The organism is Synechococcus sp. PH41509, from assembly GCF_020514285.1.
Classification (GTDB): domain Bacteria; phylum Cyanobacteriota; class Cyanobacteriia; order PCC-6307; family Cyanobiaceae; genus Parasynechococcus.
On record NZ_VTLD01000020.1, the window covers coordinates 100,638 to 123,383 of the forward strand.

24 protein-coding genes, 1 tRNA gene and 1 pseudogene are annotated in these 22,746 nt (G+C 58.4%); 11 read left to right on the top strand and 15 right to left on the bottom strand.

What is annotated here, in order from left to right; all coding sequences use genetic code 11:
• Positions 1–11: 11 nt before the first annotated feature.
• Complete coding sequence (locus tag FZZ88_RS07015; protein ID WP_370629770.1) at positions 12–389, bottom strand: hypothetical protein; 378 nt, start codon at positions 387–389, stop codon at positions 12–14.
• A 106-nt stretch (positions 390–495) separates the two neighbouring features.
• Here FZZ88_RS07015 and ruvA point away from each other — a divergent pair, with 106 nt between their 5' ends.
• The 3 genes from ruvA to FZZ88_RS07030 are packed head-to-tail and all read left to right on the top strand — an operon-like array spanning position 496 to position 1,895.
• Positions 496–1,140, top strand: a complete 645-nt coding sequence (gene ruvA / locus FZZ88_RS07020) for a Holliday junction branch migration protein RuvA (protein WP_166018390.1) — start codon at positions 496–498, stop codon at positions 1,138–1,140.
• Positions 1,141–1,196: 56 nt separating this feature from the next.
• The gene (rpsO, locus tag FZZ88_RS07025; RefSeq protein ID WP_006851408.1) at positions 1,197–1,466 is read left to right on the top strand and encodes a 30S ribosomal protein S15; all 270 of its coding nucleotides are present in this window, start codon (positions 1,197–1,199) and stop codon (positions 1,464–1,466) included.
• Positions 1,467–1,478: 12 nt separating this feature from the next.
• Positions 1,479–1,895, top strand: coding sequence for a PAM68 family protein (locus tag FZZ88_RS07030; protein ID WP_166018188.1), 417 nt, complete (start codon positions 1,479–1,481; stop codon positions 1,893–1,895).
• A 29-nt stretch (positions 1,896–1,924) separates the two neighbouring features.
• On the opposite strand, the gene FZZ88_RS07035 is transcribed toward FZZ88_RS07030, so the two are convergent.
• From FZZ88_RS07035 to trpD, 8 genes are all read right to left on the bottom strand, one after another.
• Positions 1,925–5,443: a DNA polymerase III subunit alpha gene (locus FZZ88_RS07035; RefSeq protein ID WP_166018186.1), complete on the bottom strand. Its 3,519-nt coding sequence runs from the start codon at positions 5,441–5,443 to the stop codon at positions 1,925–1,927.
• Between the two features lie 70 nt (positions 5,444–5,513).
• Positions 5,514–6,989, bottom strand: a complete 1,476-nt coding sequence (gene gatA, locus FZZ88_RS07040; RefSeq protein ID WP_166018184.1) for an Asp-tRNA(Asn)/Glu-tRNA(Gln) amidotransferase subunit GatA — start codon at positions 6,987–6,989, stop codon at positions 5,514–5,516.
• A 28-nt stretch (positions 6,990–7,017) separates the two neighbouring features.
• Positions 7,018–7,263, bottom strand: coding sequence for a DUF1816 domain-containing protein (locus tag FZZ88_RS07045; RefSeq protein WP_166018182.1), 246 nt, complete (start codon positions 7,261–7,263; stop codon positions 7,018–7,020).
• A 60-nt stretch (positions 7,264–7,323) separates the two neighbouring features.
• Entirely contained in the window at positions 7,324–8,907 is a 1,584-nt protein-coding gene (gene rlmB / locus FZZ88_RS07050) for a 23S rRNA (guanosine(2251)-2'-O)-methyltransferase RlmB (protein ID WP_166018180.1), read from the bottom strand.
• Positions 8,908–8,923: 16 nt separating this feature from the next.
• Entirely contained in the window at positions 8,924–9,334 is a 411-nt protein-coding gene (locus FZZ88_RS07055; RefSeq protein ID WP_115023373.1) for a Mini-ribonuclease 3, read from the bottom strand.
• A complete protein-coding gene (locus FZZ88_RS07060) occupies positions 9,331–9,720 on the bottom strand; it encodes an STAS domain-containing protein (protein ID WP_115023375.1) in 390 nt (129 codons plus the stop codon). The genes FZZ88_RS07055 and FZZ88_RS07060 overlap by 4 nt, the downstream gene beginning before the upstream one ends.
• A 39-nt stretch (positions 9,721–9,759) precedes the next feature.
• Positions 9,760–10,923 (bottom strand): glutamine-hydrolyzing carbamoyl-phosphate synthase small subunit, encoded by a 1,164-nt coding sequence (carA, locus tag FZZ88_RS07065; protein ID WP_206339296.1) that lies wholly within the window; start codon positions 10,921–10,923, stop codon positions 9,760–9,762.
• 7 nt (positions 10,924–10,930) lie between these two features.
• Positions 10,931–11,977, bottom strand: a complete 1,047-nt coding sequence (gene trpD / locus FZZ88_RS07070; RefSeq protein WP_166018176.1) for an anthranilate phosphoribosyltransferase — start codon at positions 11,975–11,977, stop codon at positions 10,931–10,933.
• A 150-nt stretch (positions 11,978–12,127) separates the two neighbouring features.
• Here trpD and FZZ88_RS07075 point away from each other — a divergent pair, with 150 nt between their 5' ends.
• From FZZ88_RS07075 to FZZ88_RS07090, 4 genes are all read left to right on the top strand, one after another.
• Positions 12,128–13,891, top strand: a complete 1,764-nt coding sequence (locus tag FZZ88_RS07075) for an ABC transporter ATP-binding protein (protein ID WP_166018174.1) — start codon at positions 12,128–12,130, stop codon at positions 13,889–13,891.
• A gap of 68 nt (positions 13,892–13,959) precedes the next feature.
• The gene (locus FZZ88_RS07080; protein ID WP_115023378.1) at positions 13,960–14,223 is read left to right on the top strand and encodes a hypothetical protein; all 264 of its coding nucleotides are present in this window, start codon (positions 13,960–13,962) and stop codon (positions 14,221–14,223) included.
• A 489-nt stretch (positions 14,224–14,712) separates the two neighbouring features.
• Entirely contained in the window at positions 14,713–15,429 is a 717-nt protein-coding gene (gene msrA, locus FZZ88_RS07085) for a peptide-methionine (S)-S-oxide reductase MsrA (protein WP_166018388.1), read from the top strand.
• A gap of 105 nt (positions 15,430–15,534) precedes the next feature.
• Complete coding sequence (locus tag FZZ88_RS07090) at positions 15,535–15,858, top strand: recombinase family protein (protein WP_166018172.1); 324 nt, start codon at positions 15,535–15,537, stop codon at positions 15,856–15,858.
• Between the two features lie 38 nt (positions 15,859–15,896).
• On the opposite strand, the gene FZZ88_RS07095 is transcribed toward FZZ88_RS07090, so the two are convergent.
• Complete coding sequence (locus FZZ88_RS07095; protein WP_226423742.1) at positions 15,897–16,901, bottom strand: carbamoyl-phosphate synthase; 1,005 nt, start codon at positions 16,899–16,901, stop codon at positions 15,897–15,899.
• 595 nt (positions 16,902–17,496) lie between these two features.
• On the opposite strand from FZZ88_RS07095, the pseudogene FZZ88_RS07100 reads away from it, so the two are divergent.
• The 4 genes and pseudogenes from FZZ88_RS07100 to FZZ88_RS07115 all read left to right on the top strand — a co-directional run.
• Positions 17,497–17,682 (top strand): annotated as a pseudogene (locus tag FZZ88_RS07100) (peptide-methionine (S)-S-oxide reductase MsrA); the annotation flags it as partial.
• Positions 17,683–17,742: 60 nt separating this feature from the next.
• A complete protein-coding gene (locus tag FZZ88_RS07105; protein ID WP_115023379.1) occupies positions 17,743–17,931 on the top strand; it encodes a hypothetical protein in 189 nt (62 codons plus the stop codon).
• Positions 17,932–17,998: 67 nt separating this feature from the next.
• Positions 17,999–18,334, top strand: coding sequence for a hypothetical protein (locus FZZ88_RS07110; RefSeq protein WP_166018170.1), 336 nt, complete (start codon positions 17,999–18,001; stop codon positions 18,332–18,334).
• Between the two features lie 14 nt (positions 18,335–18,348).
• Positions 18,349–18,422: transfer RNA gene (locus FZZ88_RS07115), tRNA-Pro, on the top strand.
• 79 nt (positions 18,423–18,501) lie between these two features.
• Here the strand turns inward: FZZ88_RS07115 and FZZ88_RS07120 are convergent.
• From FZZ88_RS07120 to FZZ88_RS07140, 5 genes are all read right to left on the bottom strand, one after another.
• On the bottom strand, positions 18,502–19,137 hold the full coding sequence (locus tag FZZ88_RS07120; RefSeq protein ID WP_166018169.1) for a Crp/Fnr family transcriptional regulator: 636 nt from the start codon (positions 19,135–19,137) through the stop codon (positions 18,502–18,504).
• A gap of 176 nt (positions 19,138–19,313) precedes the next feature.
• Positions 19,314–20,288 carry a phosphate ABC transporter substrate-binding protein PstS gene (gene pstS / locus FZZ88_RS07125; RefSeq protein WP_166018386.1) on the bottom strand — a complete coding sequence of 325 codons (975 nt, stop codon included), beginning with the start codon at positions 20,286–20,288 and terminating at the stop codon, positions 19,314–19,316.
• Positions 20,289–20,467: 179 nt separating this feature from the next.
• Positions 20,468–21,472 (bottom strand): phosphate ABC transporter substrate-binding protein PstS, encoded by a 1,005-nt coding sequence (gene pstS, locus FZZ88_RS07130; RefSeq protein WP_166018167.1) that lies wholly within the window; start codon positions 21,470–21,472, stop codon positions 20,468–20,470.
• A gap of 23 nt (positions 21,473–21,495) precedes the next feature.
• Complete coding sequence (locus FZZ88_RS07135) at positions 21,496–21,783, bottom strand: hypothetical protein (RefSeq protein WP_166018165.1); 288 nt, start codon at positions 21,781–21,783, stop codon at positions 21,496–21,498.
• A gap of 80 nt (positions 21,784–21,863) precedes the next feature.
• A complete protein-coding gene (locus tag FZZ88_RS07140) occupies positions 21,864–22,727 on the bottom strand; it encodes a 3'-5' exonuclease (protein ID WP_230332853.1) in 864 nt (287 codons plus the stop codon).
• Positions 22,728–22,746: the final 19 nt, after the last annotated feature.

Sequence of the window (22,746 nt, forward strand, 5' to 3'; positions counted from 1 at the left end):
CGAAGTAGACCTCAGGCCTTGTCCAATCCCAAGGGATAGGTGAGCCAGGCCTGGCGGTCATCCGTTCCACCCTTGGGGCGGACCAGGCGCCAGCTCTGCCCGCGGGAGCCCCGTTGCAGAAACAGCTCAAACGGGCTGTCCACCTGAACGCGGTCACCGGGCAGTTGCCAATCGAACCGACCCGAAACCCTCAAGCCCTGCTCATCGCCCAGGGCGAAGCTTTCCTGGTCTTCGACCCGCACACGACTAACGCTGGGGGCGATGGGCATCGGGGTGAGGTCCAGGGAGCTGGCGATAGCCGTCTGGGTGAGCTGAATCTGCAGGGCCAGCGCTTCATTCAATAGAGCGCGTGGCGGTTGGGATCCACTGCAGGCCGTGAGGGAAACCACGATCGACAAAACGCAAAGCGCCTGAAGAAACCTTTGCAAGACACGCTTCAAAAGAGACACAGGCAATGACAGCTGCGGCAACATGACGCGGTTGGAACCTCTCCCCATGATCGGCTGGCTGCAAGGACGACCGATGGAGTGCTGGACTCAAGGCAACCGTAGCGGCGTTCTGTTGCTTTGCGGTGGTGTCGGGTATGAGGTGCATCTGACGGAGCGGCATCAGCAGAACCTCTCTGCTGACAGCGATCTGAACCTGTGGATTCATCAGGTGCAGCGGGAGGACGGCAGCAGCCTCTATGGCTTTCCTCTCCGTCAGGAGCGGGATCTGTTCAGGCTGCTGATCAGCGTCAGCGGTGTCGGTCCCCAGGCCGGTCTGGCCCTGATGCAGGAATGCAGGCCCCAAGAACTGGTGGAAGCGATCAGCAGCGGTGATCTGCGCCGACTTTGCAAGGCGCAGGGCATCGGCAAACGCACAGCAGAGCGCCTTGCGGTGGAACTCAGGGCCTCCATCGCGGCATTCGCAGGCGTTGATCCAGCTCCCTCCCTGGCTGAAGGAATCAGCTCAGAGCAGATGCCAGAGAGCGGGGCCGACGTCGAAGCAACCCTGGCAATGCTGGGTTACGACGATCTCGAAATCCGTCGCGCCATCCGTGCCATCGCCGAGGGTGCAGATGGCCCCCCGCCTGCCGGAGGCGACCAGGACGCTTGGCTACGGGTCTGCCTCCAATGGCTAAGTCGCGAATCGGCCTGATCCGTCCCTCGCAAAGGTAAGCTGGTTGTTTGCACTGACAGGGCCGCCCCCCGCGCATGTCGCTTGATACCACCGAGAAGCAGCAGCTGATCAACACCCACCAGACCCACGGCACCGACACCGGTTCGGCCGAGGTCCAGGTGGCCATGCTGAGTGAGCGGATCAACCGTCTCAGCAGCCACCTGCAGAACAACATCCACGACTTCTCCTCGCGTCAGGGGCTGCTCAAGATGATTGGCCGTCGCAAGCGTCTGCTGAGCTACATGCGCAGCAAGAGCGAGCAACGCTACGCCGATACGATCGCCAAACTGGGCATCCGCGGCTAATCGAACTGCCCCATGGCTGAGCAACGCAATGCCCTTCCCTTCGAGCCCAAAGGGTCTGGGAAGGGAAGCAAGCCTGCCTCTGGGGCTCCCAGACAGGAAGCCATTCCTCGGTATGTGGCCGATCGAATGGCTCGTCGTGTGGCTGTGTTCACAGGACTCCCGTCCCTCGCAGGGATGGGAGTTTTTGTTGGCAGCTACGTCGTCGTCACCCGTGGCATCGCCGATATCGCTCCGGGGCTCACACTCGCAGGCTCCGGCTTGTTTTTCCTCCTAGGACTGGTGGGACTCAGCGTTGGCGTGTTGACAGCCAGCTGGGATCCCGAACCCGGTTCCCTTTTGGGCTTTGAAAACTTCAAACCCAATGTCCAGCGGATGCGTGAGTCGATCCGGGCCCAGAAGCAACAGCAGAGGTCATCAGAAGAGCCCTAAAGAGTGCTCTTCTGATGACCTAAACAACATCATGTGAGAACCAGACGGTCGCTGCTGCGGGCTTCAAAGGCTTGGTTGCGCAACGATTCGATCGCTGCATCGACATTTTTTACGCAGAACTGAGGGCCAAGTCGCACGTAGCGAACGGTCTCGCCATGACGCACCTCGGCGACCACAGGCACTTTGACGCCCAACTCATCCCGTTCGGGACGATGTTGGTTCAGGCATTCCCGCAACTTGTGCTGAATGGCGATGTCACTGGCCTGATCAGAAGGGAGCTGAACCAGAAGCAGATTGAGCTCATCAACGGCGCGGCAGTCGTCAACGATCAGCTGCACGCGCTCGTCACGCCGATCCACCCCAGCCCACACCAGCAAGCGGGCTTCGGCCATCAGATGATCCGCGAGGCGGGCGTAGCTCTTAGGGAAAACAACGGCTTCGCAGCTTCCGGTGAGATCCTCGAGCTGAAGAATCGCCATGCGGTCGCCCTTACGGGTGGTGACCTGGCGCATCTCCGCCACCATCGCGATGGCACTCACCTTGGTTTTATCCGGCTGCTCCTCAAGGGATCCCAGGCCGATGGGCGCCAGCAGTTTCGAGGAGGGCGTGAGCTGTTTGAGGGGGTGATCTGACAAGTAAAAGCCCACCAAATCTTTTTCAAGGCGCAGCTTTTCTGTCGGGGGGTAATCCGGCACCGGTGCAGCTTTGGGGGCATGGCTGAGATCAGCCGGGCCAGCGTCATCGGATGCAGGGGCCATCAAATCGAAGAGATTGCCCTGACCGCTGTCACGGTCTTTAGCCCGTGAGGAGGCCCAGTCGAGGAGCAGGTCCAGATCGGCCATCAGCTGGGCACGATTGGCCTGCGGATCCATGGCATCCAGGGCGCCGCAGTGAATCAACGATTCAAGGCCACGACGATTGAGCACCGAGGAGGGGATCCGATCACACAGATCGGCCAGGGAGTGGAAGGGCCCATCGCTATCGCGGGCGGCGATCAACTGCCGAATCGCTCCGTCACCAAGGTTGCGAACAGCGGAGAGACCGAACAGGATCCGATCGCCGTTGGGGGTGAAATCGGTCAGGGAGGCGTTCACATCAGGAGGCATCACCTCAATCCCCATTGCATTGCAATTGGAGATGTAGCGCTGCACCTTGTCGGCCGCTCCGGCATTCACCGTGAGCAGGGCCGCCATATAGGCCACCGGATAGTGCGCCTTCAGATAGGCCGTCTGATATGTGACGGCGCCGTAGGCCGTGGAATGGCTCTTGTTGAAGCAATATTCAGCGAAGAGAACCATCTGATCGAACAGTTCGTCGGCGACCTTTTCATCAACGCCACGCTCTCCAGCGCCTTTGACGAAGATGCCGCGATGCTTCTGCATCTCTGAAACTTTTTTCTTGCCCATCGCCCGTCTCAGAAGATCGGCCTGACCCAGGGAATAGCCAGCCAGATCCTGCGCGATACGCATGATCTGCTCCTGATACACCATGATCCCGTAGGTCTCCGACAGGATCGGCTCCAAGATCGCGTGGGCAAAATCAATCGCCTCCCGCCCGTGCTTGCGGTTGATGAATTTGGGAATCAATCCAGCATCGAGGGGGCCCGGTCTGTAGAGAGCGAGGATTGAGGAAATGTCTTCCAGAGAAGACGGCTTGAGATCGCGCACGATCTGCCGCATGCCACTGGATTCCAGCTGGAAGATCCCCTCAAGGTCACCGCGAGCGAGAAGAGCAAAGGTCTCTTCATCCTGCGGCGGGAGCTTGTCGGGATCGACGCGGGTTCCACTGCTCACCTCCACCAGCTCGAGTGTCTTTTCGATCATCGTGAGGTTCTTCAACCCCAGAAAATCCATCTTCAACAGACCCATGGATTCCACGTCTTCCATGAAGTACTGCGTGATCACCTGACCATCGTTGTTGCGCTGCAACGGCACAAGCTCATCCAGAGGGTCAGCGGCAATGACCACCCCGGCTGCATGCACACCAAAGGTTTTGTTGGTGCCCTCAATCCGCATCGCCATGTCCACCCAACGCTTCACCGTTGGATCCGACTCGTACTTCTCGCGGAACTCGGGATTGGGTGATTCCTCACCAATCATCGCCTTGAGCTTGGCGGGCTTGCCGCGAACCACCGGGATCAGTTTCGCCAGACGGTCGGCATCGCCATAGGGAATATCAAGCACCCGGGCCACATCTTTCAGAACCGCCTTGGAGGTCATCCGGTTGAAGGTGATGATCTGGGCCACCTTGTCTTCGCCATAGCGCTCGGTGACGTAGTCGATCACCTCACCACGGCGTTCAATGCAGAAGTCGGTGTCGATATCAGGCATCGACTTGCGTTCCGGGTTGAGGAAACGCTCGAACAGGAGGCAGTTGCTGATCGGATCGATGTTGGTGATCCCAAGGCAGTAGGCGACAAGCGAGCCTGCAGCAGAGCCCCGGCCAGGGCCCACAGGAATGCTCTGTTCCCGGGCAAAGCGGATGTAATCCCAGACCACCAGGAAGTAGGTGGGGAATCCCATCTGCTCCATGATCTTGAGCTCATGGCTCATGCGCTCGGCGTAGTCGTCGGGCAGAGGAGCATCGACACCGAGCTCGAGGCGATCCCGCAGCCCTTGCTCCGTCACCTCCCTCAGGTAGCTGACAGGGGTATGCCCTTCGGGAATCGGGAAGCGGGGCATTTGGTAGCGCCCGAGGATGTCGTAGGGCTCCACCTTGTCGGCCACCTTGACGGTGTTGGCAATCGCCTCCTGGACCACCTCAGGCTCCAGATGGTCACCGAAGAGACACCCCATCTCCTCTTCGGTCTTGATGTATTCGGTTCCCGTGTAGCGCAGTCGCTTCTCATCGGTGATCAACTTGCCGGTGAGGACACAGAGAAGAGCGTCGTGGGCTTCGACGTCCTGCTTGCTCAGGTAATGGGCATCGTTGGTCGCAACAATCTGAATGCCGAGTTCCTTGGCGATTTTGACGATCTCGACGTTGACGATCCGATCTTCCGGAGATCCATGGTCCTGGATCTCGAGGTAGTAATCATCGCCAAAAACCTCCTGGTACCAGGCCGCCACCTTGCGTGCCACATCAGGACGACCACGCAAAATCGCCTGGGCAATCTCGCCACCAAGGCAGGCCGTCGCGATGATCAGCCCCTCACTGTGTTGCTTCAGCAGCTCCTTGTCGATGCAGGCACGGGAAAAAATGCCGCGTCCCCGCATCCCCCGCAGATGGCTGATGCTGGTGAGCTTGACCAGGTTGCGGTATCCCGTGGCGTTTTTGGCAAGCACCACCAGGTGGTACCGCTTCTCTTTCTTGGGTTGCGGATCATCAATAGACCCGTTGATCACGTACATCTCGTTGCCGATGATCGGCTTGAGATCGGTGCCCTGACAGAGCTTCAGAAGCTCGATGGCGCCGTACATCACGCCGTGATCGGTCAGGGCGATCGCTGGCATGCCCAGTTGCTTCGCCCGCTCCACCATGGCCGGCAACTGCGACGCCCCGTCGAGAAGGCTGTAATCGCTGTGGTTGTGGAGAGGGACGAATGCCATGGGGTCAGACTAGGACCCAACGCAAGATCCAGCGTTCACGGGGAACGAAACACCCCACATGTGGCGGAGCTCAGGGAACCAGAGCGGCTTCAGGGCGTGAAGCGAACACCTGCGCAGCCTGCTCGTACTGATGCGCCACCTGGAGCAGACGCGGTTCGTCTAAGACATTGCCGATCAGCTGCATCCCAATCGGCAAACCCGCCGCACTGAATCCGCAGGGAACACTGATGGCCGGCAGCCCGGCGAGATTGACGGGAATCGTCAGCAAGTCGGCGAGGTACATCGCCAGAGGGTCATCAGCGTGGGCGCCAGCCTTGAACGCGGTGGACGGTGCGGTTGGCGTGAGCAGCACATCAACACTCTGGAACGCAGCATCAAAATCACGCCGGATCAGGGTGCGCACCTGCTGGGCCTTTTTGTAATAAGCGTCGACGTATCCGGCGGAAAGGGCATAGGTGCCAATCAAGATCCGCCGCTGCACCTCCGCACCAAACCCCTCAGCACGGCTTCGTGCTGTCATCGCGGCAAGGCTCTCAGCGTCGTCCGCACGAAAGCCGTATTTGACCCCGTCGTAACGGGCCAAATTGGCAGAGGCCTCCGACGGCGCAATCACGTAATAGGTGGCGATGCCATCGTTGAAACGGGGGCAGCTCACCTCCACCAGCTCAGCGCCAAGAGCCTCCAGCTGAGCAGCAGAGGCCTGCACCGAAGCCTTGACCTCAGCATCGAGGCCTTCGGCATCGAAGCACTCCTTGATCACACCAACCTTGAGCCCCTTGATGGGCTGGTTCAGGCCGGCACTGAAATCAGGCACAGCCGCATCAAGACAAGTGGAATCAAGGGGGTCGGGCCCTGCGATCACCTGAAGCAGTTCGGCCACATCAGCCACACTTCCTGCAAAGGGACCCACCTGATCCAAAGAACTGGCAAAAGCCACCAGACCCCAACGACTGACGCGGCCGTAGGTGGGTTTAAGACCCACAACGCCACAAAACGACGCAGGCTGACGGATGGAGCCTCCAGTGTCGGACCCCAGAGAAGCAACGCAACTCCCTGAAGCGACGGCCGCAGCACTGCCACCGGAGCTTCCGCCCGGTACATGGGCTGTGTTCCAAGGATTCTGAGTCGCACCAAAGGCCGACGTTTCCGTGGAGCCGCCCATGGCGAACTCATCCAGATTCGTCTTACCGACCAGCACACCTCCGGCTTGCCAAAGCCTTTCGGTCACTGTTGATTCGTAGGGAGGCACAAACTGTTCCAGCATGCGGCTGGAGCAAGTGGTGCGAACACCTTTGGTGCAGAGGTTGTCTTTAACGGCCAATGGCAATCCAGCCAGAGGGCCGAGGGTCTCTCCAGCGGCGCGTGCTTCATCGATGCTGGATGCATCAGCACGGGCTTTTTCGCTCGTCACCTCAACAAAAGCATTGAGAGACGGCTCAGAGTTTTCGAGCCGCTTGAGGTGTTGATCAACGAGCTCACGGGAGGAAATCTCACCGCTCTGCAGTTGCTGACGCCACGCGCTGATCGTCATGTCCCTGCGATCCATTGCAGGGAGGACGCTATCAGCCGCAGGATCAGGCCTCAGCCGTGATGGTGAGGGGCTCGGAGCGACGGGCCCTTAGCAGGGAGTGGCTGATCGACTGGGGTTGCTCAGACTTGACGTCGTCAAGGAAGGAATTGAGCTCGTTTTCCAAACCTTTGCGGGTGACAAACGGTCCGAACCAGTAGGTCACATCGGGACCTGATGTCTGAATCCGAGCCCACCAGGCGACCCCAAGGCCATTGGCAAGACTGCGCAGCGGCCGGATCAGGGGACTCATGGTTGGGGTAAAGAGACCTAAGGGCATTGTGCCTCGTGAACCGGCAAAACCGAGCTGTTTTCAGGGAGATAGCTGGATATTCTGATCGAACTCCGGCGCAGCAACTTGTTGAGACGGATGGAGATCCAGATCAATCCGCTGGTCAGCAACCTTCTGCACGGGTTGTTCAGGCGATTCAGACGCCTCAGTGGACGTCTCAACCCCAGCGAGTTGGGGCCGTCGAATCGGGGGTGACGGCGCTTGGCCGTGAATGTCCTTCATCCAGTTGCGTCGCGCCACTTCGTAAACGCAAAGTGCCGTTGCAACAGATGCATTCAGGCTTGGGGTAACGCCCCGCAGCGGAATGCGGACCAACTGATCACAGTGACGCCGGGTCAAAAGCGACAAGCCCTGGTCCTCTGAGCCGGTGACAAGCACCAATGGGCCGCTGAGATCAACATCCGTGAGGGTCACGTCACCTTCTGCCGCAAGGCCAACCACCCTGTATCCCGCATCCTTGAGCTTTTCCAAAGACCGGTTGAGGTTGACCACACGCGCAACCGGAAGGTGTTCAAGGGCGCCGGCTGCGACTTTGGCGGCCGAACCGGTTAAACCAGCACTCCGGCGCTGGGGAATCACCACACCATGGGCTCCCATCGCCTCGGCGGAACGCACGACAGCACCGAGATTGTGGGGGTCGGTGACACTATCCAAAGCCACCAATAAGGGAGGTTCCCCAAGATCCGAACAGCCATCGATGAGGCTTTCGAGATCGAGGGTTTCAGCCGCTGCCGTCTGAAGGGCGATGCCCTGGTGAACGGAACCACCTGTGATCTGTCCAAGCCGAGCCCAGGTCACCTCTTCCACCAAGACTCCAGACGCCTTGGCATCGCGCAAGAGCTGGAGAAATTTGGCCGCACTGCGCATCTCCGGGGTGCACCAAATGCGATGAATGGGTCGTCCTGCCTCCAGCGCGGCTTGGGTGGCATGGCGCCCCCAAATCAGATCATCTGCCGGAGGTGTGGCCGCTGCGGCCTCCGGTGCTGCATCCAGTCGCTGGGAACGGCCATTGTCGTAGCGCGATCGGGGGCGCTGGGACGGCTGGCGCCGTTCATCCCCGGAGCGACGGCGGTCGCCGTAACGATCATTCCGATCCCGAAATCGTCCAGGCCCTGAACGGTCGTTCTGAGATTCCGTACGAAAAGCATTCTGATCCCGGTCGAAGGAACGGGGCCGATCCCCGAATCGCTCTCTGGGGCGATCATCAGATCGATTGCCGGGTCGATCTCCAAATCGCTCTCTGGGGCGATCACCGGATCGATTGCCGGGTCGATCTCCGAATCGTTCTCTGGGGCGATCATCGGATCGATTACCGGGTCGATCTCCACCCCGAGGACGCTCCCAGCCCTCATCCCTCGGCGCTCGTCGGTCGCGAAAACTGCTGCCATCTCGACCAGGTTTGGCGTAAGGCGAACGACCGCCGTCGGAACGACGATTGCTTGGCATGGGACGACCGTTGCCAGAGCGCCCCACCGAGGAGCGACCAGCCGATGGACGTCCACTGGGAGGCCTGCCTCCTGGCGGCCGTCCACTTCCACTCCCTCCTGGCCCCGAACGACCATCGCGGGATGGGCCGCTAGAGCGGCGTTCAAAGCGAGGGCTCATGGTGTGCGAGGCAACGTTATGGGTTGGATCCGGCTTGCTCCAGGTGATCGAAGAGCTCAGCAAGCCGGGCTGGATTGTTCAGAAACAGCCAGCCAACCATTGTCTCAAACCCTGTGGCCCGTCCATACACAGCGGCCTCGGCTCGGCGCGGACCACGGCCTGCACTGTTGCGACCCCGACGGACCAGATCGAGTTCCTGGGAGTCCAGGAGTTGACGGTCTTCCAGCCAAGTCAACAAACGGGATTGGGCATCAGCGCGAACATCTGCCACAACAGCACGATGCAAATGGTCGGAACGGCCGGGTCTGGCTCCATGGCGGAGCCGTTGATGAAGCTCCCAGACGGCATCTCCGATCCAAGCCAGCTGCAATGGGCCCAACTGATCGTTCAGACCACTGGGTGACTGATTACGAATCCAGTCGCTCAAGCGGCCAATTGGTTCAGAGCTGTCGGAAGATCCTCAACCAGATGGAGAAACTCTTCGAGCCGCACCAACTTGATCGTCTGCATCACACGGGTGTTGCCCACAAGGAGAAACGACCGTTTGGCATCCGTGCATTGTTTGGCCAACTGCACCAGGGCCCCGAGGCCGGATGAGTCGAGAAAATCGATCTTGCTGAGATCGAGAACAGCTGGAAGCTTGTTGGCTTTCAAAACATCAGCCACGTACTCCATGAACTGCTTCTCGGAGTACGCATCCAGTTGGCCGGTGAAGTGAAACACCAGACAGCCATCCTTCTGTTCAAATCCGCCCCGTAGAGAGACGGTCAGTCGCTGCAGTTCGCTGATGGGATCAAGCCCCCCAGGCATCATCGGCACGAAGTGTAGTGATGCTGAGCCTGGGCAACCACCTCATCTACGGCGATCGGCCATGAGCGTCACAAAGCGGGCGAAATGATGATCCGCGTCATGGGGTCCAGGACTGGCTTCCGGGTGGTATTGCACACCAAAAACGGGCTTGTGACGGTGAGCAATGGCCGCCACGGTGCGGTCGTTCAGATTGAAATGGGTGACATCAATGGCATCTGCATCCAGAGATTCGGCAGAGAGGGCAAACCCGTGGTTCTGACTGGTGATTTCAACCTGCCCCGTGGTGCCACAGGGATGATTCAAACCACGATGGCCATAGGACAGCTTGAAGGTCTCGCCGCCGAGCGCCAGACCGAGAATCTGATGACCCAAACAGATCCCAAACAGCGGTAGATCCTCCTCCTCCAAAAGAGTCTTGGCCAGAGCAATGCCGTGGCTCACCGCCGCAGGGTCGCCAGGACCGTTGGAGAGAAAGACACCATCCGGCCGATGGGAACGAACCGTGGCCAGATCGGTGTCTGCAGGAAGAACAGTGACGTCACAGCCATGGGCGACCAGGCGATCGAGAATGGCCCGTTTGATTCCAAAATCAACCGCGACGACGCGGAAGGGGGCGTCGCTTCGACGCTGCAGGCGCTGATCGAACCCGACGCTGCAGGCTTGATTCCACTGGTAGGGCTCACGGGTGGTGACGCGATCCGCCAGGTTCAGTCCTTCCATCGAAGGCGCCTGCTTCAAGAGCTCAAACAACTGCGCAGGTGTCTGGCCGTCACTGCTAATCACACCATTCATGGCACCGACCTCGCGCAGATGACGAACCAGCGCACGGGTGTCTACACCGCTGATACCCACCAGTTGATGGCTGTGCATCCAGGTGTCGAGAGTCTGTTCGCAACGCCAGTTGCTGGGCGACGGCGCCAGCTGGCGTGCGATCACACCAAGGGCGTGGGGACGATCGGCTTCCTGATCGTCGGCATTAACCCCGGTATTGCCGAGTTCGGGATAGGTGAAGCTGACCAGTTGTCCGGCATAGGAGGGATCCGTCAGCACCTCCTGATATCCGGTCATCCCGGTGTTGAACACCACTTCACCAATGGTTGTACCGCGATGGCCAAAGCCAACACCGGTGAGAACCGTGCCATCGGCAAGGACGAGATAGGCCTTATCTGATGGGGAGTCGGGCATCGGAGGGCCGCCGAAGGTCATCAGTCACTCATTCTCCCTCTCCATTGGACAGGGCATCCCGCAGAGCGACAAGCTTCTCCCAGGCCTTGCCCTCTCGCAGAACCGTCATGGCCTGTGCAGCAGCAGCCGTCAGATCGGTTTGCAATCCAGAGGCCCAAAGCACCAATGCCGTGTTGAAGGCAACCACCTCCGTTTGAGCGAGCGATCCATGCCCTTGCAGAACATCTCGCAGGATCTGCTGATTCACCGAACAGTCACCACCACGCAGCAAATCGAGGCCGGCACCCGTCAGGCCCAGATCTTGAGGGCAGACCTCCTGGCTGCTGATGCACCCCGATTCGATCAAACGCAAGGCGTTGGGGCCAGCCAAGGAAGCCTCATCGAGACCGCCAGCGCCGTGAACAACAACGGCACGGGTCAATCCCAACTGCTGGAGGGCACCTGCCATGGGATCGAGAAGCTCCGGACGAGCCACACCAAGAACCTGGGCCTGGGGCTGCAGTGGGTTGACCAGTGGACCCAGCAGGTTGAACACAGTGCGAACGCCCAGACGGCGTCGTAATGGAGCCAGATTCACCAAGGCGGGATGCCAGGCCGGAGCAAACAGAAAGGTGACACCGGTTCCAGGCAGAGCCTCCACCACCTTGTTTAACGGTGCCTTGAGGTTGAGACCGAGCCCTTCAAGAACATCGGCTGAGCCCACCTTGCCGCTGGCGCTGCGGTTGCCGTGCTTCGCCACATTCACTCCACAGGCGGCGGCGGTGAAGGCGACAGCAGTTGAGATATTGAACGTGTCTGCACCGTCACCACCGGTGCCGCAGGTGTCGACCATCGCCAAATTGGGCCGGGCGCAGGGAAGTGGGCACGCTTCCCTCAAAACAGCTGCCATGGCCGCAAGCTCATCGGCCACCATTCCCTTGGCCCTTAGACCAGCGAGGAACGCCCCTGTTTGAACAGGCTCGAGCTCCTCGGCCAGCCAGGCATGCATCAGGGCGGTGGCCTCATCGGAGCTGAGGTGGTTGCCCTGCAGCAGGTGGTCCAAGCGAACCGACCAAGAGCGCGTGTCTGAGGACATGGAAGAGAAGCTGGCAGTAAAAAACCCGGGTGCGAGGCACGCCGGGCCAGGTGATGGGGACGTCTCCACTATCCCTCAGATGAGTGGCGGACGACCAGCGGCTCAAGACGGATGCCTAGGTTGGCGGCCCAACGGGACCCACGAGCTCGCATGGCTGCCCTACGTCTCGACTTGATCGGCCGCTACTTGCGACCCCATCGACGCACTGTCCTGCTGGGAGCCATTGCACTGGTTGTGGTCAACATCCTGCGGGTGACGATCCCGATGGAGGTCCGCAGCGTCGTGGATGAGCTGCAAGAGGGATTCAGTTACGCCGGGGTCCTGCGCCAGGCGGGATGGGTCGTGCTTCTTGCGAGCACCATGGGGGTTATTCGACTGGTCTCGCGCCAACTCGTCTTCGGCGTGGGCCGGCAGGTGGAAGTGGAGCTGCGTCAGCGCTTGTTCGAGCACATGCTCCGCCAGGAACCCGATTGGATTCAGAGCAAAGGCAGCGGAGAGGTGATCAGTCGCGCCACCAGCGATGTGGAAAACATCCGTCGCCTGCTCGGATTCGCGATTCTCAGCCTGACCAACACGCTGCTGGCCTATGCGCTCACGCTGCCCGCCATGTTGGCGATCGATCCATGGCTAACCCTGGCCGCCGTCGGTCTATACCCCGTGATGCTCAGCACGGTGAGGCTGTTCGGCGGGCGCATGATGCGTCAACAACGTGCGCAGCAGGAAGAACTATCGGCGCTCAGCAATCTGATTCAGGAGGATCTTTCGGGCATCGGAGCCATCAAGATCTACGGCCAAGAGGCTTCGGAACAGGATGCCTTCACAACGCGCAACCGCCGTTATCGCGATAGCGCCATTCGTCTGGCGAGAACACGGAGCACCCTGTTCCCTCTGCTTGAGGGAATTTCGTCCGTCTCACTCCTGTTGCTGCTGGCCATCGGCAGCGGTCAGCTCGAATCCGGTCGATTGAGCATTGGTGGCCTGGTCGCCCTCATTCTCTATGTGGAGCAACTTGTATTCCCGACAGCTCTGCTGGGATTCACGCTCAACACCTTTCAGACCGGACAGGTCAGCCTCGAGCGGGTGGAAGAGTTGCTCCGACGCGAACCGAAGATCAAAGATCCAGAGCAACCAACCGATCGACCTCATCCGACAAACCAACGCAGGGGTCGCTTTGAAGCCCGTGACCTGACCGTTCAATACGAGGGTGCTGAGCACAACACGCTCAACGGCCTGAGTTTCTGCATCGAACCGGGAGAGTTGGTCGCCGTTGTTGGTCCGGTGGGATGCGGCAAGACCACCCTGGCTCGCTCCTTCGGGCGCATGGTTCCTCTCGAGCCTGGGAAGCTGTTCCTGGATGGGGTGGATGTAACCCAGATGCCCCTGCAGGAGTTACGCCGTGATGTGGCGATTGTTCCCCAAGAGGGCTTTCTTTTCACCAGCACCCTGGCGGACAACCTCCGGTATGGCGACCCTGCAGCCACAGATCAACGTGTTGAGCGGGCGGCAGGCCAGGCCCGTCTCGCTGATGACATCAAGGGATTCCCAGATGGCTTCGAAACAATCGTTGGGGAACGCGGCATCACGCTCAGTGGTGGTCAGCGTCAACGCACAGCGCTCGGACGGGCTTTGCTGATGTCGGCCCCGGTGTTGGTGCTCGATGACGCCTTGGCGAGTGTCGATAACAACACCGCAGCAGCCATTCTCGATTCGATCCGGGCGCAGGACGATCGGACCATCGTGATGATCAGCCATCAACTTTCTGCAGCCGCTGCCTGTGATCGCATCCTCGTAATGGAGAGCGGGCGCATCGTGCAGCAGGGACACCACAGCGCGTTGATTCAGCAACCAGGGGTCTACAAGCGACTTTGGGAGCGTCAGCAGGCGGCGCAACAGCTGGATGCGATGGCTTCCTGAAGAATCTCCGAGCTGTTTCTGACAATCGCCGTGTCCATGGCTTAGCTGTGGTGACGGCAACTTCTTCCATGACCAGCGGATCCCCCTTCGCGGTGCGCTGCACGCTCACCTTTGGCGATATCTACGGACAGGTGCTGGCTTGGATGGCAGTGATTTTTGTGAGCTTGGCCTCTGGCCTCGCCCTGATGGGGTCATCGCGCCCGGTGTTTGCGCTTGTAGGCGTGGGACTCATCCTTGTTCTCAGCCTGCCTTTTCTCCTTTTTGCATTTGTCACAACGCTGCTGAACCATATTCAACTGGAACCACAAACACCAAAAGCTTCAGAGAGCTGAAAGCGAAAGCCTCAATTCAATCCAAAAAACCGACGCTACTTCGCTACTGAACAAGCAATAAGAAGACGATAAATCACGATTTTCAGACTATTTTGATGCCATCAACAACAGAGCACTGAAGACATTTTCCAGTGAGCAAGCCCGAATGGTCTTCCGTTGATCTGCAGCCAAGCTAATAACAAAATTCATCCATTCGTCAAAGACGCCACGGTCCGCCGACATTCTCCACCTCACTTTTTGAGCAGATTAAAAAACGTGTGATCAACGACATCAATCTGATAAACACTTTGAAGCAGACACAAATCTGATTGCAACCTGATTCAAATTCACTGTCCGCTCGTTTCTCTCAAACCCAGCTCTTTCTAGCCAGCCATTGAGTCGGAGGGATTTCATCTCTATCAGGTCATCCAGCCACGACAAATCTTTGACGTGCCGAAGCATCGCGCCGTTGAATCAGCTGCCTAAGCTTGGATGATCGACGGAATCAACATGTTGCCCTCTTGGTTGTCTCCCCGCGGCGGCGCTGAATCATCTGCACCGACAACGCACGCTGTTTTGGGGACACCGCTCACTGCCCCATTGATGGCGGACCAAGAGGAGGCGATCTTTGCGTGCGGATGCTTTTGGGGAGCGGAAAAAGGGTTTTGGCGGCTGCCGGGAGTCGTGACCACTGCCGTGGGCTACGCAGGCGGTCAAACGGAGCAACCGACCTACAACCAGGTCTGCTCCGGCAGAACAGGGCACACAGAAGTGGTCCGTGTGGTTTGGAGTCGCCCCGCTCTGGACTTCAGCGACCTGCTGAAGTTGTTCTGGGAATGCCACGACCCCACCCAGGGCAATCGGCAAGGCAACGACACCGGCACCCAATACCGATCAGCCATATACACCTTCAACCCGCTGCATCTTCAACAGGCCCAGGCCAGCCGAGACGCGTATCAAGTCGCCCTTTCCGCCAAGGGCTATGGCGCCATCACCACCGAAATCCTGGCGGATCAAACCTTTTACTTCGCCGAGGAGTATCACCAGCAATACCTCGCCAAACCGGGAAGCCGCCCCTACTGCTCCGCGATGCCAACCCAGACGCTGCTCGGCGACTTCGAAGGCTCCAATTACAAACTCCCGAAGCAGGTTTGGGACAAGTACGACTGGTCCATCAGTCACTGCGTGCTCCGATCTGACAACGCCCCCATCCAGCTCGCCAGCTGAAGCAGGGCTGCGGATCGGCTACGGCCGGGGCAGTACCGACGACGCCGACCAACAGACATCCCTCGACCGGCAGGAACAACTCCTTCAGTCACAGGGTGTGATCTTTTGCTGATCGAAACCGGCAGCGCTACCTCAGCCGACCGCCCGAAATATCAACAGCTGCTGTCGCTGATCGAAGGCGGCACCGTGGCCACCGTCATCGCTGCAAGGGACGACCGGCTCAACCGCAACATCGGGGTGCAGCGCTACCCGTTCCTGCTGTGCCGCAGCCGGAGCACCACCATCGACCTGTTGGAAGACGGCGCATGGGCCAGCGTTGCCCATGACGATCTTGCCCTGGAGGAGATCAGCAGCCGGTTGAAGCGCAGCTACCGCTCGGCAGAAGAGGCAGGGCTCAGCATCATCTTGCAAAACAGGGAACTTCAGTAAAATAACTGCTTCAATTATTTGCTTGTATTAGTATTGATTTAGCCTATACGCGGTGCATTGAATGCACGATTGAAGTTCTCGTCGTCTTTCTTTTTGCAGCCTGAGCCGCGAAATAAATTAGTGAACCAGTTGTCATGGACTCTGACGTCACGATTCCCTGGTGTTGCCGACATTGCGTAAATGGTTCCTGGCATATCTGTGGCTTTATTGTGATTATTCGATCCGAAGCGGTATTTAATGTCTGCAGAAACTCTTGCGTCAAAAGAATTGTCGTATGAGGCATTGACGCCGGCGACAAAGCCATTGGCGATTCTGTAAGAAATGCGTGCTCTAATTCCAACATTGTCTACCTCGTCTCTTGCTTTGCACTTGTTGTAATCACCTTTTTGATAATATCCACCGAGACTAGCTTTTAAGCTGGGAGTGATCATGTATCCGGCGTCAAGTCCATAAGCTTGCAATGCGCCTCCATTGTAATGCCAGTTCAATTCTTTTGTTGTTTCGCCAAGTGGAATTAATCCATATGCATTAAGGCTCCATTGATTGGAGACAGCTTCCAAGTTGAATGCAGCTTGCTGGTAAAAAGCATGTCCGTCTTCCACTGGAATTCCAGAGTCGGCATAGCTGGTATTCATCGGGCGGCTGTCGTAACCAGCATTGAGCCCATACATCCAAGAACGGTCACCATTCAGCCATCGGTAGCCAAGGCGAGTTGATGTGCTGATTGTGTGCCCGTCGACAGTTGTATCAACAATGCTTGAGTAATTGTGTCTATCAGCAAAATTGACGTTGGCGAGTGCATCAAGGAACCAAATGCTGTTCTCTCCAATCGACAACGGAAGGAAGCCGCCGATGCCTGCTTGATTGGGGGTGCCAGCACCTTGCAGCGCGCCTTGGAAGCCAAGACTGGGCTTGACCATATCCTTGAGGCTGATGCTCATCACATCACCAAGGTCTTCTGCAGTGCCGTCCTGCGCCTTGGTTGAAAGGGGCGCAATGGCGATGGCTGAAGCTACAAGACCGATGGACAGGCGGCGAAGCATCGGAAAGGTTCGATTCCGCGAATGATGCCGCGGTTTGTATCGGTCGTCACGTAGTGATGTCACCCAGCCTCAGGCGCCCAGACCATCTTTTAGAAGTTTGTGTGGTCGACAGAGCTGCAGCTCCGGAGCGATTCGACCACGAACGAAGGCTGATATGCAAAGAGTGCATACTCCAGGCTCGACCATATTTTTTAAGGGCGAGCGGACTTGCCCCCTGCCGAAACAGAGGTCAAATCGCAGCTCTCGTCGGTCATCGCTCTGACCGGCTTTCGGGTCCGATTGGCTACCCGACAGAGACATGATGGTCCAAAAAGAACGAGATCTAGGTTGCCTAGGAGACGTTTTTTAGAGCCCCACAAATACGCTGCAACATCTTGTTTTTTTGGTAGCGGGCTTCCCCCTTGCCTGTACCTCAACCCGCCTCAGGTGCCCAGCCCATCTCCTTTTGCCAGGTCAGCGCCCAAAGCTTGCAGCGCTTCTTCAGGTGTTGGCCCTGTTGAAGTTGCTTAATTGCAGAGCAGTGTTCAAAGTGGCGCTCATCAATGACAGCCGGTTCGGGCAAAGGGGATTGAACCCTTCATTCGGATACTCCCATTACTGGCAGCAATACCTCGCCAAACCGGGAAGCCGCCCCTACTGCTCCGCAATGCCAACCCAGACGCTGCTCGGCGACTTCGAAGGCTCCAATTACAAACTCCCGAAGCAGGTTTGGGACAAGTACGACTGGTCCATCAGTCACTGCGTGCTCCGATCTGACAACAGTCCGATCGCGCTGGCCTGAGGAGATCCGGCTCCCGCATGGCCACGAACACGCTGCGAAAAAACAGTCGTTTCGGCCAGGATGTTCAAGAACCCAATCAATGGCATGCCCGAGCCCTTGTCTGATCGGCAGGTGATCCTGGCCATCGCGGTAACGCTGATTTTGGTTCTCGGCCTAATCCTCGGCAGTGTCTCCCTCAACCGAGAGCAGCAAGCTCCATTTCTCTGGCGGGAGACGCCTCAACCCAAAGTGACACCATTGGCAATCTGACCACCTGCCCAGAAGCAGGTTGCCTCCTAGTGCGATCGTGGACGAAGAGGGACCCCTCCGATCTGCAGTGAGTGAGCGGCCTGATCCATCCGAGCAGCGACAACTGCATCCTCTGCCCAGAGGGCTGGTTGAGCTCTACGGCTTGATTGCCGTTCTTGTTGTGCTGATCCCTGAGTGGTTGGCGGATGGAACTCTGAATCTTGGCCAAGCCAAAGGTCCTGCGGCACTCCCCATGCGGTCCAGGGCTTGGCGCACCCTTCCGGAACTCCGTTTGGCCGCGATGAGCTTGGCCGAGCTCCGTAAGGCCGCCTCAGGACTGCGTCTGTATCACTACGGATCAGCAACACGAGCCAAGCTCACCACTCGGTTGCTTAGACGACTCAGACGCCGGGATGCACTGTGATAACTTAAATCTGACGGGGCGTGGCGCAGCTTGGTAGCGCACCACTTTGGGGTAGTGGGGGTCGTGGGTTCAAATCCCGCCGCTCCGATTTCAACCGTTTTTTTCCCCACCTGAAACCCAGCGTTTCAGGCTCTGAGCCGGCAAACATGCCGGCTCTTTTTTTGTGTTCAGTGACGGCCAGTTCGGGTCATCACGAGATGCCTGGACGAATCAATCTGAAGCCAACCCTCATCTCGTAACTGACCCAACACACGGGTGACAGTCACCCGCGTCGTGCTGAGTGCACTGGCGATCTCCTGATGGGTGAGGCGGAGATTCAGCCGCAAACCATCATCACAGGGCTCACCAAAGTCCCTAGCGAGCAGCTCGACAAACCCCCGGACCCGCTCTTCAACGCGGCGCAAGCCCAGCAAAGCCAACATCGATTCCGCCTGGCGGTAACGGGCCGTCATGGCCTTCGCCAAGGCGAGAGCCAACTGCGGTGACTGCTCCACTTCAGCCAGATTGCAGCAGAGCAGATCGCAATCCATCAGCGCAACAGCGTCATAGGCCTCCACATTGGTGAAAGCAGCACCAAAGGGTTCATTGGGCCCCACAAGGCCAAGCACCAATTCATCCCCATGAACTGAAACGGCACCCAGTTTCACCATGCCGCGCACCACAAACCAAACGCTGTTTTTCAGGAGTGGAATCAAACTCCCTGATGTGACATGAACGACATTGTTTTTTTGATAGCTGCCTTCAAGAAACGCCTTGAAGCCCAGAGCTGTTGAAGACAGATCAGAGGACGGAGTAGCAAGCATTTGCAATTCCATAAATCCACCAAAACTGTATTAAGGACAACATCGATCTCCAACAAAGAGGTGGGAGAGGTTCGGTTAAGAGGGCTCTAACATTGACTCCAAGTGCAGATCTTCATAAAAAAAGAGCCCCGAAGGGCCCTTTGAAATTTGGTTCAAAAAACCAACTCAAGCCAAGATCACAGACCAATCTTTTTGACTGCGGCCTTTGATTTGGCCAGGATGTCACCCTTCAGAGGAACAAACCCCAGGGAAGAAGCTTTGTCCTGAGCCTTGCTGCTCAACATGTAGTTGAAGGCATCTTGCACCACTTTGGCGTTTTTGCCGTTGCCGGTTTTGTAGGCCAACACCCAGGTCAGCGTTGCAATGGGGTAAGCGCCCTTAGCGGTGGGGTTGGGATTCTTGCCAGCTAGATCCTTGTCGAGGCTGATGCCGTTCAGGGCACGGGCGCCAGCAGCAACGGAGGGCTTGAGGAACTCACCCGCCTTGTTCTGGAGAGCAGCGGCCTTGACGTTGCCCTTGATGTAGGACTGATTCACATAACCGATGGCACCCACGCGGTTCTGAATCACACCGGCAACACCGGAATTACCTTTGGCGCCGACACCAGCAGGCCACTTGACAGACTTACCAGTACCCAGGGTCCAGGTCTTGGAGAAAGCCTCCATGGAGTTGGTGAAGGCCTTGGTGGTGCCGGAGCCGTCAGAACGATGCACCCAGGTGAGAGTGCCAGCTTGGCAGCCCAGCTCTTTCCAGTTCTTAACCATGCCCATGGCGACCTTGACGGCCTGCTCCTGGGTGAGTTTCAGGTTGCAGCCGGGCTTGTTGTAGCCGAAGGCGATGGTGCCACCCACCATCGGGATCTGAACGACACCACGGCCGACCTTGGCCATATCCTTCTTCTTCATCGGATCATCCGATGCGCCGAAGTTCACGGTCTGGTCGATGAAGGCTTTACGTCCGGAACCGGAACCGACAGCCTGATAGTTGACCTGAGGGCCACCAGACTTGGCCAGGTCGGCGAACCAACGCTGATAGATCTTGGCGGGGAAGGAAGCACCAGCGCCGTTCAGCTTGGGAGCTGCCGAAGCGGAGATGCCTGCTCCCAGAACAAGCAGGGAAGAGGCAAGAAGGGCTTTTTGTGCGATGCGCATCACAACCGAAAGAGAAACGAGGCTGTTGCAATCCAGGCTTAATCGCAGCAAGGACGACCTGTCGTTATGCGCCCATTAACGCTGGTTAAGGTTCCCCTAAAAGCTCTTTAAGTCATTAGAAAACCCCGGTTTGGACAGTCCAAACCGGGGCATGAATCCACCAAATCAATGGTTTGCATTCAGGGCTGAATGCCCTCCACCGCACTGTGAGATTTTTCGAGGATGCTTCCCCGGAGAGGGACAAAGCCCAAGGCCGATGCACGCTCCTGGCTGGTGTAACTAAGCATGTAGTTGAAGGTCTCACGCACAGCGTCAGCCTTCGCGCCATTGCCTGTGGCGTAGGCCAAAACCCAGGTGAGAGTCGCGATGGGGTAGGCACCAGCGGCCTCGGGGTTGGGATTGCTGCCAGCCAGATGCTCATCGAGCTCAATGCCGTTGAGGGCTATGGCACCCGCTTCTACGGAGGGCTTGAGAAATTCACCGGACTTGTTCTGCACCGCAGCAGCCTGCACATTTCCCTTGATGTACGACTGATTCACATAGCCGATCGCGCCGACCCGGTTGTCGATCACCCCGGCCACCCCAGAATTGCCCTTAGCACCCACGCCCACCGGCCATTTCACCGATTTACCGCTGCCGAGGGTCCAATCCGGTGAAAAGGTCTGCATCGAATTGGTGAAGGCCTTGGTGGTGCCGGATCCATCGGATCGATGCACCCAGGTGATCGTGCCCGCGTCACAACCAAGCTCTTTCCAATCACTGATGCGGCCGATTGCCACCCCCACAGCCTGCTGCTGGGTGAGCTGAAGCTCGCAACCCGGCTTGTTGTATCCGAAGGCGATGGTTCCCCCCACCATGGGGATCTGGACCACCCCTCGGCTCACCTGATTGCGGTCGGCTTCTTTGATCGGGTCGTCTGACGCAGCGAAATCAACTGTTTCATCGATGAAGGCTTTGCGACCGGAACCGGAACCCACCGCCTGGTAGTTCACCTTGAGGCCGCCGGAGCCGGCCATCTCGGCAAACCAGCTCTGGTACACCTTGGCGGGGAAGGAGGCTCCGGCTGCATTGAGGCTGGACACACTGGAGCTGCCACCACAGGAGGCAAGACCGACAGCAAGGACGCTCAGGCTTGAGACAGCCAGGGAACGATGTGCCAAAACCTTCGTTGTGATTTTGACCATCCTCCCGCGTCGTGGATCCAACCTCAGAGCGTCGGAACAACGGTGATCGGAACAACAGTGATCGGAACAACAGTGAGACGGGTTGCCACCGCGTAGCAACGCAGCCAGCGGTTCACACGTCTGCGATGGATAGCGGGAACCTCGCCGATCAATTGACTGAGTTCATCAGCGCCCATGCGTCGCAGGGCCCGCACGTCCACATGCCACAGCGCTTCCGCTTCACGAATCAAGCGCGCCCAGGTGCGCACCTGCTGCCATTGGCGCAAGCGAGAGCGAATGGGGCGTTGATGGGGATGCAGAAATGCCGTCATGTCTTCAGAGTGCTGCCTCAAGCAGCACTGTCTGCAAAATCACCCAGAGCCTTTCGGAGTGCTGAAGCAAAAGCGCAGTCTCAGGCGCTGAGGCGATCAGCCTCCAGCTCCACGGGGGCGACAGGAAACTCCAGCGCTGCAATCTCGCGATCACTCAACCGACGGGTCCAAGCACCCTTGATCGGATCGTTCCAGCGGAAGCCGGCCGCTTTGGCCAGATGGCGTTCATCGAACGACACCCGAGCGCGCATCAATTGGCGGGGTTCCAATCCACGCTCCAAGAGCTGCTCCAGGTCATCGCAACGCGCGAAGACCTCTGCGATGTAGATGCAATCGCTCAGGGCACGATGAGCTGCCCAGACCGGGACGCCATAGGCCAAGGCAAGGTCACGCACCGATGGCCGTGAGCGCAGCTGACGCTCAGCCGGCCAGCGAATGTCCTCCATGGTGCAGAGCCATGGCGTGGTGGTGGCCGGCACAGCACCAAGACCGAACCACTGGCGATCGAAGGCTGCGTTGTGAGCGACCAGCAGATCAGCCGCGCTGAGCAGATGCTCGAACCACACCAGCGCCTGTTGCCAGGGCTGTGGGCGGCGGGTGACGGCGGCGGGAATCCGGTTAATCGCCTCCGCAGCATTGGATTCAACCGGCAGGAGGAAGGATTGCTGGGCCAGCACCGAGCGACTCGGTACATCGAACAGAATGCAGCCCACCTCAAGACACTTGTCTTGAAGCGGATCCAAGCCTGAGGTTTCCGTATCAATGATCAGAATGGTGGAGGGGGAGCCCTCGACCGAATCCTCAGTCCGATCGCCAGTGGCGTCAGGCACAACGCCTGGGGGAACCACAGAAGGTGGAGCCGAAGCTGAGACCTGAGAATCTGTCGGCGTTGGAGCGGCTTGGGGCTGTGAAAAGCCTGCAAGAAAGGTGAGCTGCTCAGGCATGGCGCGATGTCTGCTCCCG

Excerpts from the sequence above, each read along its gene's own strand:
- ruvA (WP_166018390.1), top strand. The coding sequence starts at position 496 with ATGATCGGCTGGCTGCAAGGACGACCGATGGAGTGCTGGACTCAAGGC.
- rpsO (WP_006851408.1), top strand. The coding sequence starts at position 1,197 with ATGTCGCTTGATACCACCGAGAAGCAGCAGCTGATCAACACCCACCAG.
- FZZ88_RS07030 (WP_166018188.1), top strand. The coding sequence starts at position 1,479 with ATGGCTGAGCAACGCAATGCCCTTCCCTTCGAGCCCAAAGGGTCTGGG.
- FZZ88_RS07035 (WP_166018186.1), bottom strand. The coding sequence starts at position 5,443 with ATGGCATTCGTCCCTCTCCACAACCACAGCGATTACAGCCTTCTCGAC.
- gatA (WP_166018184.1), bottom strand. The coding sequence starts at position 6,989 with ATGGATCGCAGGGACATGACGATCAGCGCGTGGCGTCAGCAACTGCAG.
- FZZ88_RS07045 (WP_166018182.1), bottom strand. The coding sequence starts at position 7,263 with ATGAGTCCCCTGATCCGGCCGCTGCGCAGTCTTGCCAATGGCCTTGGG.
- rlmB (WP_166018180.1), bottom strand. The coding sequence starts at position 8,907 with ATGAGCCCTCGCTTTGAACGCCGCTCTAGCGGCCCATCCCGCGATGGT.
- FZZ88_RS07060 (WP_115023375.1), bottom strand. The coding sequence starts at position 9,720 with ATGATGCCTGGGGGGCTTGATCCCATCAGCGAACTGCAGCGACTGACC.
- carA (WP_206339296.1), bottom strand. The coding sequence starts at position 10,923 with ATGACCTTCGGCGGCCCTCCGATGCCCGACTCCCCATCAGATAAGGCC.
- trpD (WP_166018176.1), bottom strand. The coding sequence starts at position 11,977 with ATGTCCTCAGACACGCGCTCTTGGTCGGTTCGCTTGGACCACCTGCTG.
- FZZ88_RS07075 (WP_166018174.1), top strand. The coding sequence starts at position 12,128 with ATGGCTGCCCTACGTCTCGACTTGATCGGCCGCTACTTGCGACCCCAT.
- FZZ88_RS07080 (WP_115023378.1), top strand. The coding sequence starts at position 13,960 with ATGACCAGCGGATCCCCCTTCGCGGTGCGCTGCACGCTCACCTTTGGC.
- msrA (WP_166018388.1), top strand. The coding sequence starts at position 14,713 with ATGTTGCCCTCTTGGTTGTCTCCCCGCGGCGGCGCTGAATCATCTGCA.
- FZZ88_RS07095 (WP_226423742.1), bottom strand. The coding sequence starts at position 16,901 with ATGCTTCGCCGCCTGTCCATCGGTCTTGTAGCTTCAGCCATCGCCATT.
- FZZ88_RS07105 (WP_115023379.1), top strand. The coding sequence starts at position 17,743 with ATGTTCAAGAACCCAATCAATGGCATGCCCGAGCCCTTGTCTGATCGG.
- FZZ88_RS07120 (WP_166018169.1), bottom strand. The coding sequence starts at position 19,137 with ATGCTTGCTACTCCGTCCTCTGATCTGTCTTCAACAGCTCTGGGCTTC.
- pstS (WP_166018386.1), bottom strand. The coding sequence starts at position 20,288 with ATGCGCATCGCACAAAAAGCCCTTCTTGCCTCTTCCCTGCTTGTTCTG.
- pstS (WP_166018167.1), bottom strand. The coding sequence starts at position 21,472 with ATGGTCAAAATCACAACGAAGGTTTTGGCACATCGTTCCCTGGCTGTC.
- FZZ88_RS07135 (WP_166018165.1), bottom strand. The coding sequence starts at position 21,783 with ATGACGGCATTTCTGCATCCCCATCAACGCCCCATTCGCTCTCGCTTG.
- FZZ88_RS07140 (WP_230332853.1), bottom strand. The coding sequence starts at position 22,727 with ATGCCTGAGCAGCTCACCTTTCTTGCAGGCTTTTCACAGCCCCAAGCC.